Below are 14,158 nucleotides of genomic sequence, written 5' to 3' on the forward strand. Positions count from 1 at the left end.
GTGGCAGCTTTTTTTGATGGGTTTATAGGATCCCGGGGAGGTTCTTAAACGGCCTTCCTAAAAAACGTGTGCTTTGAGCTTTTGATTTTTTCTCATCAAATTCTAATGTTATCCACACTGTCTTTTCATGGGAGGCGGCTATTATATAAGTATCAATAAAAAGGAGGAACAAAGATGATGAATAAAAAATTAGGTTTGATAATCGGTTCAATGGTAGGTGCAACAGTATTGGGACTTGGTGTTTACCATTCAAGTGCAGACGCTAAAGAAACGAAGTTAAACACAGATAATATCCAACAAATGGTGTCGGAACAATATCCGGGGACTATTACCGAACTAGAGCTTGATAAAGAGGGAACAAAGAAAGTATATGAGGTCGAAGTGAGAGATGGGGATACGGAAACCGATCTTAAGCTCGATGCAGATACAGGAGAGGTACTAAAAGAAACGTCAGAAGCGGTAGACGCAGATGATGATTTTGATGACAATGAGAAAGAAAATACAGTCGCTAAGACAGATGACTTAATTAGCGAAAAGAAAGCTACAGACATTGCTAAAAAGGAATTTGATGGGGAAGTTCGCGAAGTAGAACTTGATGAAGATGATGGAAGAGTTGTATATGAAATAGAGTTGGTTAAAGATAAAAAGGAAGCGGATTTTGACATTGATGCTGTAACAGGCGACATTCTTGAAATGGATATCGATACAGAAGATGATGATGACTAGTATGAAAGGTGAAAAGCGGGCATATAGCCCGCCTTTTTGCTTTCTGCGTTATCATTACTTCGCTTTCACTTCAAAATTAGGGGTAGCGGTAGCTTTTACGGTTTTGTGTCGTTCAAAATAAGAACGAATAATTTCCACAGCATCCTTTTGGATTTCTCTTACTACAGGCTTTTCTTTAAACATATCATAATTACCCCCACCAGTGGCTCGATAGTTATTAAGTACAACATGATAGCTTTCGTCATAAGCTATTGGTTTGCCATGATAGGAAATGTCTTTAACTCTATTTCCTACAGGCTCATTTACTGAGATAGAGTACTGGATACCTTCCCACATATCATAGTTATAATGTTGTGGCTTAGGAGTTTCAAACGCAGGGTTAACAGCAATATCTCCATCAATTAGCGTGAAATACTCTGCACTCTTTTCTAAGGCCTTCTTTATGTCTTCTCCTGTAAGCTCGAGCACTACAAGCGTATTTGGATACATATAGTTAGATACGACATCCCGCATTGTGACAGAAGATGAAAAGCCTTTAGATGTGTTATTAAGTAATGAAGTAACAGAGATATCAACACCGCTTTCCTCCATTTGTACCTTCTGTATGAATTCAATGAAGGGGTGCTTGGCAATTCGCACTTGGAATGGATCACGAATTATCATATCACCTTTAATAAAACCGATTGGTTCATCTAGCCAATTTTGAGTCGAAGCTTCCAAAGCCTCTATTGCTTGTAAAGCCTCGTTATCGGCAGGGACGGAGGTGAGATCACGAAGGTGGGCTTCTTTTTCTGTGATTATCCACTTTCCTGAGGCGTTAGACAAGGAAAGGTTTATTTCTCCATATAACGTTCCATTATTACCTGGCTGGATTACAAGCACATCATTTACTTTTCCAGTAAGCTTTCGATGCTGGTGGCCAGTCAGCAGGACATCAATTCCCTCTATGTCACACATTCTGTATCCTTGGTTTTCCCCTGTAAGGGCTTCTGTTTCATGTCCGGTCTCTAGATCACGTTCAAATCCTCCATGATAGGAAGCGATAAGAATATCTGGCTCTTCTGTTTGACGAATATAAGTTGTCCATTTTTTTAACGTTTCATAGGCATCTGCAAAATACAGACCCTCTATATGCTCCGGTGATTCCCAGTTTGGAATGTAATGAGTAGTTACTCCGGTAATAGCAACTTTAATACCGTTCGGTAATGTTTTCATAATATAAGCAGGGCCATATTTCGGCTCATTTGTGACGGTATCGACGATATTAGCTGAGAGCCAAGGGAAATGAGATTGTTCCACAGCATCAGATAATACATCACTGCCAAAATTGAACTCGTGATTTCCAATTACTGCACCATCAATCCCGATTTGGTTCATAATCGTGATCATTGGATTTTCAGTATGCCTATGCTGCTTAACATAATGGGTCATAAATGGTGTTCCCTGGATTAAATCGCCATTATCAAGCACGAGAACATAGTCTTTTTCCTTTCGTACCTGTTTAACAGCAGTGGCATACTTAGCTAGCCCGCTATCAGAGTGCTCATTTGTAGCGTATGAGAGTGGCATGGCATTTCCATGCACGTCACTTGTATATAATAGTGTGAGTGAAGCTTCTTCGTGTTTTTTCAAAGTAATGCATCCTTTCTACATAGGGTCATGGCTCCTGGTGATTAGTGTCCTGAGACATAAGGAAAGTCCCACAGGCTATACCTGCGGGACATGACATACGTATCACCCTTTATTATACGATTTTACGACGTATACGGGCAGATATAAAGTCGATGATTGTTACAACAATAATTATTGCGAGAAGAATTAGACCCATTTCATTCCAATTACGGTTATTCGCAGCGAAAATAATCATTGTACCAATACCGCCAGCACCTACGATACCGAGGATGGAAGAGGCACGGATGTCAACTTCAAAACGGTAAATCGCATAGGAAAGAAATTCCGGTATAATCTGCGGAATGACCGCATAGAAGAGTATTTGAATCTTATTCGCTCCGTTCGCTTCCATTGCTTCGACAACTTTCATATCAATCGATTCAATGACTTCTGAGTAGAGCTTACCGAGCATACCTGTTGAACCAATGGCGATAGCTAAAACCCCGGCAAATGCATTGGGTCCTACTGCTACTACAAACAGGATAGCTAGAATAATATCCGGGAAAGCACGTACTGCTGACAAGATCCATTTTCCTATCGTGGTAAGAATTCGGCTTCCTGTCATGTTTTGTGCAGCTAAGAAGCCTAATGGGATAGCAAGTATCGCGGCCATTAAAGAACCGGCAAACGCAATTAAAACAGTTTCCAGTATGCTTAAAGAAACGTCAGCTGTTGCTGACCAATCCGGACTAAATAAGTTTGGTATAACACGCGCAAAGTTGTTTGCAATACGGTCTATTGCTCTTGCCCAGTCAATGTCAATCCCAAGAAAAGTCCATACATAGATCGCAGCAAGAATGACTACTATAAGAATAGCTTTTAATTTTTTAAACAACGATTTTTCTGGCTTTGGAGGTAGTGTGTAGGATTTCATTAAATTAGTGCCTCCCTTAGCTTGTTGCTGATATATTCAATGACAATGACAACGACAAAGATTAAAACAATAATTGCCATCGCATTTTGGTAGTTGTAGAAACCGAGTTGTTGGTTTAAAACAAGTCCAATCCCTCCAGCTCCAACCAGTCCAAGAACGACAGAGGCACGTATGTTTATTTCAAAAACATAAAGCACAAATGATGTGAATTGCGGAAGCACCTGTGGAACCAGTCCAAAGAAGATAACTTGGAAGACGTTACCTCCTGAAGCCCGCATTGCTTCTAATGGATTCATATCGACAGATTCAATGGTCTCACTAATAAGCTTAGCGAGAATTCCTAATGAGAAAATGAAAAGTGCTAAAATCCCAGGTAGTACTCCAATACCAAACAACCCAACGAAAATTACTGCTAGGACGAGATCTGGTATCGTACGTAAAATATTCATCAACGTTCGTGTTGCATAATATAATGGTTTAAATGTGGTGATGTTTTGGGCAGACATAAGGGCTAAAGGAACGGTTAGAATCGCAGCGCAAGTCGTCGCGACGATTGCCATTTGGATCGTTTGTGCCATTGGCTCCAAAATAGCGGGAATGACACTTAAATTAGGTGGGAAAAATTTCCCTATAACCGTAAACATATTGCCAAGTGAGTCTCCAAAACCGCCAACCATTTCACGTTGGGTCCAAAACATACTAAAAAAGTAAAATCCCAAAATTACGATAAAAATAATGGAAACTTGTGCTTTTGTCTTAACAGGATACAATGAAGGTGTTTTACCTTTCACTACATCCTTTGATTGGTTGGTCACGATTCATCCGCCCCCCCACGCAAGTCATCCTCACGTATCGAACGGCCATAAATTTCTTCAAAAGTCTTTTCATTCACTTCAGAAACTGGTCCATCAAATACTACTTCGCCTGCACGCATTCCAATAATGCGGTCTGCATATTCCATTGCCATATCGATGAAATGAAGGTTTACGATGGTAGTGATGTTATCCTCTTTGTTAATCTTTTTTAAATAGGACATTACCTGATGTGATGTTGGTGGATCTAAAGAAGCCACAGGCTCATCTGCCAGTATATAGCCTGGTTTTTGTGTGAGTACACGCGCTATACTGACACGCTGTTGTTGCCCGCCACTTAGTTCGTCAGCGCGATTGTAAATTTTCTCTGAAATATTCACCCGCTGCAGACTCTCGTAGGCGAGTCCAACATCTTCTTTTTTATAAAGGTTTAAAATTGAACGCAATGTTCCTGTGTGTCCAAGACGTCCCGCGAGTACGTTCTTAAGCACATTGCTACGCTTTACCAAATTATAATTCTGAAAGATCATACCTACTTTTGTACGCAGTTTACGCAATTCTCCACTTCGATATGAAAGAATATCTTCATTATCAACTAATAGCGAGCCTTTAGTTGGGGTGACCAGACGATTAATACTACGGATAAAGGTTGACTTACCAGCACCTGATAAGCCTACTATAACGACAAATTCTCCATCATTGATGGTTACATTTACATTTTTTAGTCCTTCTGTACCGTTAGGGTAAACAAGACCGACATCCTTAAATTGAATCATTATATGTACTTCCTCCATTACAGCCTTAGTTTTGTCTGAAACTAGGAAAAAAGGGAGAGATTAAGCTCCCCCTTTTCCAATTCAGTTATGTTTATTAACTTTTAAAGCTCGATATTGTCTTTGAATTCCTGATATGTTTCTTTAACTACTTCATATTCTTCGTCTGAAGCTTCGTCAATTCCATCCCAATTGTAGACATCGTTCATAATTTTAATCATTTCTTCATCATCGTTAAATGACATGAAAGCATCCTTAATTTTTTGAACAAGTTCATCGTCTAAATTTCTCGTTACGGAAATTGTATCGTTTGGAATTTCATCTGTGTAACCAAGAACAGTTAACTTATCCATCACGTCAGGATATTCTTCTTCAAGCTCTGTACGCACATCATCAAATGTTGTCGCTACATCTGCTTCGCCATTATATACAGCAAGGGCTGAGTTATCATGGCCACCAGATTGTACAGTACCGCTGAAGAATCCACTTTCAAGTTCTGGAGCTGATGCGTAGTCAAATTCTTTCATTAATTGGCTTGCCGGGAACAAGTAGCCAGATGTAGAACTCTTATCACCGTATGCCCAAACTTTTCCTTCAAGATCAGCAAGTGACTCTATACCAGAATCAGATCTTACAAGATATTGTGCTTTATATGTACCAGAACCGTATCTAATAGATTTTAAGATTACTTCAACATCATATTGCTCATTTGCAAGAACATATCCAAAAGCAGGGATAAAACCGATTTGTACTTGGTTTGCACCCATTGCTTCAACTAGTGCATTGTAGTTCGTCATTACTTGTCCTTTTACTTCAATTCCCAATTCTTCACCTAGACGGTCTGCTAGAGGTTCTACAGTATCAGCAATTGTGTCAGAATCCTGTGAAGGAACAAATCCCATTACAAGTGTATCTGGGGTATCCCCACTGCTCTCGTTGCTGTCTTCGCTACTCTCGCTGCTGTTATCACCTTCCGCATTGCTTGAGTCTGAATCATCAGAGCTTCCGCATGCTGCTAAGAATAGTGCAAGCGCCAGCACAAGTAATAGACTATAAAGTTTTTTCATCTTGACCCTCCTGTTATTTCTTAATATATCTTACTATTATATTAAATACCAAATAGGTCGAAAATGCTAGACTATTTTTATAATTTTACGTAATTTTTACAAAGTAATTGTAGAATAGTAATAGATAATAAAATACTAGGTTACTATATTGCGACAAGGTGAGGTTTCTTTTGACCTGAAGAAGGAAATAAATACAATAACGTACAAGAGGAGTTGATCGTCATGCCGAAATTCAGTAAGGCATTGTTACTATATAACGGAAATGCGGGCAAAGGAGATATAGAACAAAAGCTTAGAGATACACTTCCTATTCTCTCGCAAGGTATTAAAGAGCTCATCGTCTTGCAAACAGCCTCTATAGAAGAAGTTACAGAAACATGCAAAACATATTCTGATCAAGTTGATTTACTCATTATTTTAGGAGGGGATGGTACGTTACATTGCTGTATTAATGCCCTTGCCCCACTGCCTAATAGCCCAATCGTTGCTGTGTTGCCTGGTGGAACATCTAATGACTTTAGTAGAATGCTTCAATTACCGCAAAATTTAGCAAGTGCCGCGGAAGCTATAGTAGATGGAACGGTGGTAGATGTTGATGTAGCCCAATCAGATGATACATATTTCTTAAACTTTTGGGGAATTGGAATGGTTGCAGAGACGTCCAAAAATATTGATGAACAACAGAAAAAGTCACTAGGGGTTCTCAGTTATTTTATGAGTACTCTTAAAACAGTTAGTAAATCGGAACAATTTACGTACAAGATGAAAGCGGAAGGGGAAGTTTATGAAGGAGAGGCAGTCGGGATTCTCGTACTCAACGGCACTTTTATAGGAACGCGCCAACTTCCCATTTTAACGATTGATCCTACTGATGGCCTGTTGGATGTCCTTATTATTAAAAACTCCAGCCTTGCGTCCTTTAGGGAGCTTCTTTCTATGAACAACGCCGAATTAAATAAGGAAGCACTAGAAGAATTAACACATTTCCAGGCAAAGGAAATAAAAGTTAGTACAGGATCCGCAAAAGAGATAGATATGGATGGAGAAATCTCTACGAAAACACCGGCTAACATCCGTGTTCTCCCTAAGCATATACAGATGATTCAGGCCAAGGAGTAAATACTATTTAAAAATCTTTCTATTCAGCCGATCAATATAATAAGATAATGATAATGGGTTAATTAGAAAGTGGGAATCACGGGTGCATACATCACAACAATTAGATGAAAAAAAACAAGACTTATCCTTAAAGCTCTTTGTCGTATTGGCAAAGTCTTATCGGTCAGTAATGGAGCAGGTAGAGAAAGATATCCAGTCAAGGGGTCTAAATCTAACTGACTTTGCTGTTCTAGAGCTTTTATACCATAAAGGAGAGCAGCCACTCCAAAAAATTGGTGAAAAAATTCTTTTAACCAGTGGTAGTATTACGTATGTTGTAAACAAATTAGAAAGAAAGGGATATTTAAAGCGCAAACCTAACCCTGCTGACAGACGGGTAACATTTGCTGTCATCGAAGAAAAGGGTGCGGAATTATTAAGTAGAATCTTCCCAGGCCATTGGGACAAAATTAAAGAAATTATGTCTGTCTTAGACGAAGACGAAAAAGTATTTGCAGTTAACATTTTAAAAAAGCTCGGGAAAAATGAGATGGAATAGATTATTAGCTGAAGCAAAACATCCAATATATGTTTTGCTTCTTTTTATTTAGGATACATACCATTATATGACTTTATCCCGGTGCAACCGTCCGTAAGACTCCCACTTCAAAACATGTAGTGAAACCAAAAAGTTTTTAGTGGGAGTAAACGGACGCTAACACCCCGATTCGTTCAACTAACAATCAGTGGGGAAGAACGAGCCCCCCACTGATTGTAGTTTCACTTTATACAAGGAGGCATTATAAATGCGTGTATTAGTTATCGGAGCAAATGGGGATGTAGGGAAAAACATCGTAAAAAATATAAAGAATACAAAAGAACTAGAGCCAGTCGCTATGATACGAAAAGAAGAACAGATCGATTACTTTAAAGATTTAGGCGTGGAAACAGTTTTAGCTGATCTGGAAAGTGATTTTGAAAAAGCCTTTCACAAAATAGATGCAGTCATTTTTGCTGCTGGTTCTGGGCCAAATACAGGTCCTGATAAAACCATTATCATTGATCAGGAAGGAGCAATCGAAGCTGCAGATCTTGCGAGGAAGAACGGTGTAGAGCGCTTTGTTCTTCTAAGTTCCATGGGAGCTGATCAGCCAAAAGAAGCTTCTGATGGGAAATTTTATCTGTATGCGAAGCACCGTGCAGATGAATATCTGAAATCCACAAATCTTAATTATACGATTGTTAGGCCAGGTGCTTTAACAGACGACCCTGGAGAAGGAAAAGTGAACCTTCAGGAAAGTGGAACAGAATTTGGTAAAGTTCCGAGAGAAGATGTTGCAGCCGTAATTGTACACCTTTTAACTAAAAAAGAAGCCAATGGAAAAGTATATGAAGTTGTGAGTGGCAACAAAGAAGTAGCCAACGTATTATAATAAGCCGATTGTAATCAAAACCCGCCACTTTAAAATTGAGTGGTGGGTTTTTTATCCTAAAAACAGCCTAGAACCTCTGTATCCTTTTGTCCTCTTCACATAATAAAACATAAAAAGGACATCATGATTTACTAAATGTTACATTGATATTACAAAGAGGTTTCAATTTTAATATAAGGGGTATAGGAAAAAGGAATTACCTAAATACTTGCGGAGGTATCATCATGAGTAAAAACAATGTATGGATCTATATAAGCGAAGATAATGAAGATTGTGAGCGGGTATTACAACTTTTGAATAGGAAAAATGTGCCCTACGAGGTGAAAAATGTTACAAAACACCCAGAAAACAAGAAGGAGATGCAGAAGCATGGCATTTATGGCACTCCTGCGACGTTTATCGGGGACGAGAACAATCTGATTCTTGGATACCAAGAAGAAAAGCTAAACCTCATGTTAGGCGTGCTTGATAAAAACTATCTGTTGAACACAGATGCTGATCCTGATGCATAATATATACCAGTCAACATGAAAGGGAGGTATGTAAAGATGTATCATCGGCCTTACGATCAGTATAGTAATTACTATCATCCCAATTTTAATAATGGAATAAATGAACAATCCTACCAACCATTCAACCAACCACCACACCAATCATCTTATTCTATTCCACCAACTAACGCAGCATTCCAACCAAACCAGTTTCAAACACCATATGAATTTTTTTCGAAACCACAGCAACCTGCAAACTGGCCGGAGTATATGCAACCAAACTATTCAGTAAACACGCAACAACCATCAAGTGTAGAAACAGGGAACAATATCAACGGATTTTCCCAAAAAGGGGAAACGCAACTGGACCTTGATAAAGTACTGTCCACGGTTGGCCAAATTGCCAATACTTATCACCAAGTATCCCCAATTGTAAAACAGTTTGGAAGCGTAATGAAGCTTTTTAGGTAGCCAGTATAAAAATTGTCCTTTCTCTAAAAAGATCGTTGGAAAATAAATGAACAGAAGGAATTAGTAAAATTCGTTTTATAAAAAAAACGGTAATACTTTGTATTATTAAGGGTAAAAGAAGGGTAGATGCGGAAAAAAGAGGAGAATTTTTATGATAGGATGTTTAGTCATACATGGATATACTGGGGGACCTTATGAAGTAGAGCCATTAGTAAATTACTTGCATGAACATACCGATTGGCATATTGAAGTGCCAACACTTCCAGGACATGGAAGGCAGCTTGATTTAAAAGGAAAATCTCACAAGAACTGGATAAGCGCAGCAGAAGAAGCACTAAAGGGTTTAATGGAAAAGTACGAACGTATTTATGTGATCGGGTTTTCAATGGGTGGCATGATTTCTGCTTATCTGGCTGCCAAGTATAAAGTAGACAAGCTTGTCCTACTGGCTCCCGCAGGGAAATATTTATCTTTCAAGCAAATTGCCGTGGATGCAGGTGGGTTTGTTGCAGATGGCGTAAGAGGAAAGTTAGGGAGTAACAAGTTATATAACCACTACCGTAACAAATTAGGACGGGTCCCATTTAAAGCAAACTTGGAGTTCTTGAAATTAGTTAAGTTTACCAGAGGATACTTAAAAAAAGTTGAATCCGAAGTCCTCATTGCCCAAGGTCAGATGGATGGGATGGTTCCATATAAAACTGCTTATTATCTAGATAAAGAAATCACCTCAGAAAGGAAAGAGGTAGTGTTTTTTGAACGCTCCCGACACCTTATTTGTCTAGGAGACGATAGAGAGACCTTGAATAGTATGGTACTTCAGTTTCTAATCAAATAAAAGACAAAAGAAAAACGAGACAGCCATCTGCCTCGTTTATTATTTTACATCAGGAAAGTATAAAATCTTAGCTAGGAAGGCAATTACAATGCAGTTAAAATTTTAATGTTCCAAGTATAAGAAAAACGTCTACCTTCGGCTAAAAGACGAGCGAATGCGTTTTTCTAATCGGTCTTATTTATCCTTAAAGAAGGAAATAACCAGCGCTCCTTCACCACCGTATGTGGAAATAAGTGGGCCGGCTTCTGTCAAATAAGCATCTTTAAATGGATGAGCATTTCGGATATCCTCTAATACACTTTTGGCACGACTTTCTGCTTTGCAATGTGTCATCGAAATAACCTTGTTCTCCACCGTTTTAGTATACTCCCCGATTTGCTCAATAAATCGACGAATCGATTTTTTGTCACCACGGACTTTTTCTGAAACTTCAATGGATCCTTCTTCACTTGCTTTCATTAATAATTTTATATTAAGCGTTTTAGCAATGGTTCCTTTTACTTTATCCAGCCTTCCACCTAATACCAGGTTATCTAAAGTTTTTAATATAAATAAGGTAGTGGTCTGTTCTACTCGTTCTTCCAGATGCCTTGTTAACTCTGAAATGCTATAGCCTTCCTCAAGCTTTACTTTAGCTTCATGTAAAAGTAGAGATATACCACAGGAGGCGGTCTTCGTGTTTATTACCTCTATTTTTCGCAGTGGTTCTTCTTCGAGCAGCAAATCTTTACCAGCCACTGCATTATCATAGGTACTGCTTAGACCTTTGGAGAGGCTTAGCATTAATATGGGCTGTTCTGGGTCGACTTGCTTATATGCCTCATAAAAGTCATGTGGACTAGGGGCAGCAGAGCGTGGGAGCTCATGGTCTTCTTTAATTTTTCTATAAAAATCATTAATATCCAATTCTGTGCCCGTTTTATATTGTCCATCGGAAAAGTGTAAATAAAGGGGAACAATGATTAGATCCAGGTTGTCATGGAGGCGTTGTGGAATATCCGCTCCTCCGTCAGTCATTAATTGAACGTTCATGAGATCACCCGTTTCTTAAAAGTAAAGTACTGCAATTATAGCAGTTGGTTTCTATGATTTATACTCACATAAGAGGTTATTTACGCTCTTTTTGTGCGATTGTCACAGAAGATTTCCTTGACGTACTTAATATAAATAGAAATAATCCAAAGATAACGATGGTCCCTCCTAGTAATTGAGAGCCTGTCACCTTTTCATCAAGTAATAAATAGGCCAAAATAGTTGCCCCAACTGGTTCGAACACAATGCCCATTGAAATAGTAGAAGTGCTCAACCACTTTAACGCCCAATTAAATAGGGTATGGCCGAAGAATGTTGGTACAATGGCCAAGGCAAGAAATAAACCCCAGTGGTTGGCAGGGTATCCGAAAAAGGGGTTCTGAACCGCGAGATTATAAAGTAACAGTGTTATGGAGCTAGCCCCATAGACAAGAAAGGTGTAAGTCATTAAGGAAACGTTTCTTCTGACACGTTGCCCAAATAAAAAGTACACGGTTACAGTGATAGCCCCAAATAATGCGAGAATATCGCCAAGCAAAGCCATGCCACTTATTTGAAAATCACCCCAGCTAATAATGAAACTTCCGAGCAGGGCGATGAGCATACTGATAACCGCTCCTGGAGAGAATCTTTCTTTAAAAAAGAAATAGGTCCCGAGAAAAGCAAATATTGGCTGTAACGTCACTAGCACTACAGAACTTGCTACAGAGGTATAGTTAAGCGACTCAAACCACAAAATAAAATGGAGAGCGAGAAAGATGCCTGCCAGTATGGAAAAGAGCCAATCACGCTTCTCGACATTTCGAAATTCATTTCGGTACTTTAATAAAACGACGGGACTCATAATTATGACGGCAAACAAAAGGCGATAGTTTGCAATGATTGCAGCTGGTGCTTGATCTGCCAATTTAACCAATACAGCTGATGTCGAAACAGAAATGACACCGATTACCACGGCGGCATATGGGTTGAATGGGGGAAGACGCATCTTAACCCTCCCTAACTTATTAAGAGTACTTACATGACAAGCTTTTCTTTATGTTCTAATTATTCTACCACGGTCCTTGTAAAAAATCACATCTGCAAATTAGTATCATGATAAATAATATGTTATGATTGTATTTGCATGAGTTTTCGAGTGAGGCCTCTTACCAGAAATTGGTGATGCCTTTTTTGTACTTTAGGGAAAGTATAAAATTAATGATACTTTTAAATCGAATTTAAAATATAATGTGAGAAATTTCCTTCATATAGCCGTCGCAGTGAGATTGGAACGTTTGCTGTTTTAAAAATGCGGGTAGATTATTTTCAAACTAAAGTATAAGAAAAATCCAAGGCCTCTTTGACGAATAAATTTTTAAAGAAAAAGGAGTAGAGGAATAGGTGACAACATTTAATGAAATAGGCATTTCCAGTCCTATCATGAAAGCATTAGAAAAAATGGGTTTTGAAGAAGCAACACCAATACAGGCGGAGACCATTCCACTTGCAATGCAAGGGAACGATGTAATTGGACAAGCCCAAACAGGTACAGGTAAAACAGCAGCGTTTGGTATTCCAATGATCGAGAAAATTGATTCCAAACAACGCAAAATTCAAGGGCTAGTAGTAGCGCCAACACGTGAATTAGCTATCCAGGTAGCAGAGGAACTAAATCGTCTTAGTAAATTTAAAGGAGTACGAGCTTTAGCTATTTATGGCGGATCCCCTATGGATAGACAAATTCGTGCGCTTAAAGACGGTCCGCAAATCGTTGTTGCGACACCAGGTAGACTGCTTGACCATATGAGAAGAAAAACGATCCGTATTAATATGGTACAGACTGCTATTTTGGATGAAGCAGATGAAATGCTTAACATGGGCTTCATTGATGATATCCGTGATATTTTGAAAGGTATACCTGAAGAAAGACAAACATTGCTTTTCTCAGCTACAATGCCGAAAGAAATCCGTGATATTGCAACAAACTTAATGAACGATCCAAAAGAAGTTAAAGTAAAAGCTAAAGAAATGACTGTAGAGAACATTGATCAATTCTTTATCGAAATACCTGAGAAATTTAAGTTCGATACACTAAACAATCATTTAGATATCAACGCACCTGAGTTAGCTATTGTGTTTAGTCGTACAAAAAAACGCGTGGACGAAATCACAGAAGGATTACAGGCAAGAGGTTATCGTGCTGAGGGAATCCATGGTGACTTAACACAAGGTAAACGTATGTCCGTATTGAACAAGTTCAAAGGTGGACGTGTAGATGTGCTTGTTGCAACAGATGTAGCAGCACGTGGACTAGATATCTCTGGTGTTACCCATGTATATAACTTTGACATTCCACAGGATCCTGAAAGCTATGTCCACAGAATTGGACGTACAGGGCGTGCAGGTAGAACAGGTGAAGCTATCTCCTTCGTTACACCGAGAGAGATGTCGCACCTGCAATTAATTGAAAAAACTACCAAAAGCAAAATGAAACGTCTGACTCCACCGACTAATCATGATGCTCAAAAAGGGCAACAGCAGGTTACTGTTGAAAATATCTTAAAAACAATTGAAGAAAAAGACCTGAAAACATATCATGAAGCAGCTAACACATTGTTACAAGAACATGATTCGATGTCAGTTATAGCTGCAGCACTGAAACTTATGACGAAGGAAAGACGTGATACACCAGTACGTATTTCATCAGTCGCTCCTATCAGTGTTAAAAAAGCACAGAGTTCAAATGATCGTCGTTCGAATAACAAACGTTTCTACGGGAAACGCAACCAAGGTGGCGGTGGCCGCAACCAAGGTGGAAGAAACAACCGTAAAGGGAATTACCAAAAACGCGGAAATCGCGATTAAGTAACAATGAAAAAAGGTTACACCT

Annotated in this window: 15 protein-coding genes; 8 read left to right on the forward strand and 7 right to left on the reverse strand. The window is 38.9% G+C overall.

Features of this window, described 5'->3' with window-relative positions:
- The first annotated feature begins 174 nt into the window (after nt 1-174).
- A complete protein-coding gene (locus K3T81_RS09425) occupies nt 175-726 on the forward strand; it encodes a PepSY domain-containing protein (RefSeq protein ID WP_238019575.1) in 552 nt (183 codons plus the stop codon).
- Between the two features lie 54 nt (nt 727-780).
- On the opposite strand, the gene K3T81_RS09430 is transcribed toward K3T81_RS09425, so the two are convergent.
- From K3T81_RS09430 to K3T81_RS09450, 5 genes are all read right to left on the reverse strand, one after another.
- A complete protein-coding gene (locus K3T81_RS09430; protein ID WP_275949827.1) occupies nt 781-2,358 on the reverse strand; it encodes a bifunctional metallophosphatase/5'-nucleotidase in 1,578 nt (525 codons plus the stop codon).
- A 112-nt stretch (nt 2,359-2,470) separates the two neighbouring features.
- Complete coding sequence (gene phnE / locus K3T81_RS09435; protein WP_161464725.1) at nt 2,471-3,271, reverse strand: phosphonate ABC transporter, permease protein PhnE; 801 nt, start codon at nt 3,269-3,271, stop codon at nt 2,471-2,473.
- Nucleotides 3,271-4,086, reverse strand: coding sequence for a phosphonate ABC transporter, permease protein PhnE (gene phnE / locus K3T81_RS09440; RefSeq protein ID WP_106895711.1), 816 nt, complete (start codon nt 4,084-4,086; stop codon nt 3,271-3,273). Before phnE (K3T81_RS09440) ends, phnE (K3T81_RS09435) begins: the two co-directional genes overlap by 1 nt.
- Nucleotides 4,083-4,859, reverse strand: a complete 777-nt coding sequence (gene phnC / locus K3T81_RS09445) for a phosphonate ABC transporter ATP-binding protein (RefSeq protein WP_106895712.1) — start codon at nt 4,857-4,859, stop codon at nt 4,083-4,085. Before phnC ends, phnE (K3T81_RS09440) begins: the two co-directional genes overlap by 4 nt.
- A gap of 101 nt (nt 4,860-4,960) precedes the next feature.
- A complete protein-coding gene (locus K3T81_RS09450) occupies nt 4,961-5,923 on the reverse strand; it encodes a phosphate/phosphite/phosphonate ABC transporter substrate-binding protein (protein WP_238019577.1) in 963 nt (320 codons plus the stop codon).
- A gap of 222 nt (nt 5,924-6,145) precedes the next feature.
- Between K3T81_RS09450 and K3T81_RS09455 the strand changes: the two genes are divergently transcribed.
- The 6 genes from K3T81_RS09455 to K3T81_RS09480 all read left to right on the forward strand — a co-directional run bounded on the left by K3T81_RS09455 (nt 6,146) and on the right by K3T81_RS09480 (nt 10,254).
- Complete coding sequence (locus K3T81_RS09455) at nt 6,146-7,042, forward strand: YegS/Rv2252/BmrU family lipid kinase (protein WP_238019579.1); 897 nt, start codon at nt 6,146-6,148, stop codon at nt 7,040-7,042.
- Between the two features lie 82 nt (nt 7,043-7,124).
- The gene (locus tag K3T81_RS09460; protein WP_338044631.1) at nt 7,125-7,580 is read left to right on the forward strand and encodes a MarR family winged helix-turn-helix transcriptional regulator; all 456 of its coding nucleotides are present in this window, start codon (nt 7,125-7,127) and stop codon (nt 7,578-7,580) included.
- Between the two features lie 247 nt (nt 7,581-7,827).
- Nucleotides 7,828-8,454, forward strand: a complete 627-nt coding sequence (locus K3T81_RS09465; RefSeq protein WP_238019582.1) for an SDR family oxidoreductase — start codon at nt 7,828-7,830, stop codon at nt 8,452-8,454.
- A 224-nt stretch (nt 8,455-8,678) separates the two neighbouring features.
- Nucleotides 8,679-8,966 carry a glutaredoxin family protein gene (locus K3T81_RS09470; RefSeq protein WP_238019584.1) on the forward strand — a complete coding sequence of 96 codons (288 nt, stop codon included), beginning with the start codon at nt 8,679-8,681 and terminating at the stop codon, nt 8,964-8,966.
- A 36-nt stretch (nt 8,967-9,002) separates the two neighbouring features.
- Nucleotides 9,003-9,416 (forward strand): YppG family protein, encoded by a 414-nt coding sequence (locus tag K3T81_RS09475; protein ID WP_238019585.1) that lies wholly within the window; start codon nt 9,003-9,005, stop codon nt 9,414-9,416.
- Nucleotides 9,417-9,567: 151 nt separating this feature from the next.
- Entirely contained in the window at nt 9,568-10,254 is a 687-nt protein-coding gene (locus K3T81_RS09480; RefSeq protein ID WP_238019587.1) for an alpha/beta hydrolase, read from the forward strand.
- 174 nt (nt 10,255-10,428) lie between these two features.
- Here the strand turns inward: K3T81_RS09480 and K3T81_RS09485 are convergent, their stop codons facing one another.
- The gene (locus K3T81_RS09485) at nt 10,429-11,286 is read right to left on the reverse strand and encodes a DegV family protein (RefSeq protein WP_238019589.1); all 858 of its coding nucleotides are present in this window, start codon (nt 11,284-11,286) and stop codon (nt 10,429-10,431) included.
- Nucleotides 11,287-11,362: 76 nt separating this feature from the next.
- A complete protein-coding gene (locus tag K3T81_RS09490) occupies nt 11,363-12,274 on the reverse strand; it encodes a DMT family transporter (RefSeq protein WP_238019591.1) in 912 nt (303 codons plus the stop codon).
- A 395-nt stretch (nt 12,275-12,669) separates the two neighbouring features.
- On the opposite strand from K3T81_RS09490, the gene cshA reads away from it, so the two are divergent.
- The gene (cshA, locus tag K3T81_RS09495; RefSeq protein WP_238019593.1) at nt 12,670-14,133 is read left to right on the forward strand and encodes a degradosome RNA helicase CshA; all 1,464 of its coding nucleotides are present in this window, start codon (nt 12,670-12,672) and stop codon (nt 14,131-14,133) included.
- The last annotated feature ends 25 nt before the right edge of the window (nt 14,134-14,158 follow it).

The organism is Oceanobacillus jordanicus (assembly GCF_022095695.1).
Lineage (GTDB): Bacteria > Bacillota > Bacilli > Bacillales > Amphibacillaceae > Oceanobacillus_B > Oceanobacillus_B jordanicus.

Bases quoted from the DNA above. Each gene is read 5' to 3' on its own strand.
- K3T81_RS09425 (WP_238019575.1), top strand. From the start codon at position 175: ATGATGAATAAAAAATTAGGTTTGATAATCGGTTCAATGGTAGGTGCA.
- phnE (WP_161464725.1), bottom strand. From the start codon at position 3,271: ATGAAATCCTACACACTACCTCCAAAGCCAGAAAAATCGTTGTTTAAA.
- phnC (WP_106895712.1), bottom strand. From the start codon at position 4,859: ATGATTCAATTTAAGGATGTCGGTCTTGTTTACCCTAACGGTACAGAA.
- K3T81_RS09450 (WP_238019577.1), bottom strand. From the start codon at position 5,923: ATGAAAAAACTTTATAGTCTATTACTTGTGCTGGCGCTTGCACTATTC.
- K3T81_RS09455 (WP_238019579.1), top strand. From the start codon at position 6,146: ATGCCGAAATTCAGTAAGGCATTGTTACTATATAACGGAAATGCGGGC.
- K3T81_RS09465 (WP_238019582.1), top strand. From the start codon at position 7,828: ATGCGTGTATTAGTTATCGGAGCAAATGGGGATGTAGGGAAAAACATC.
- K3T81_RS09470 (WP_238019584.1), top strand. From the start codon at position 8,679: ATGAGTAAAAACAATGTATGGATCTATATAAGCGAAGATAATGAAGAT.
- K3T81_RS09475 (WP_238019585.1), top strand. From the start codon at position 9,003: ATGTATCATCGGCCTTACGATCAGTATAGTAATTACTATCATCCCAAT.
- K3T81_RS09480 (WP_238019587.1), top strand. From the start codon at position 9,568: ATGATAGGATGTTTAGTCATACATGGATATACTGGGGGACCTTATGAA.
- K3T81_RS09485 (WP_238019589.1), bottom strand. From the start codon at position 11,286: ATGAACGTTCAATTAATGACTGACGGAGGAGCGGATATTCCACAACGC.
- K3T81_RS09490 (WP_238019591.1), bottom strand. From the start codon at position 12,274: ATGCGTCTTCCCCCATTCAACCCATATGCCGCCGTGGTAATCGGTGTC.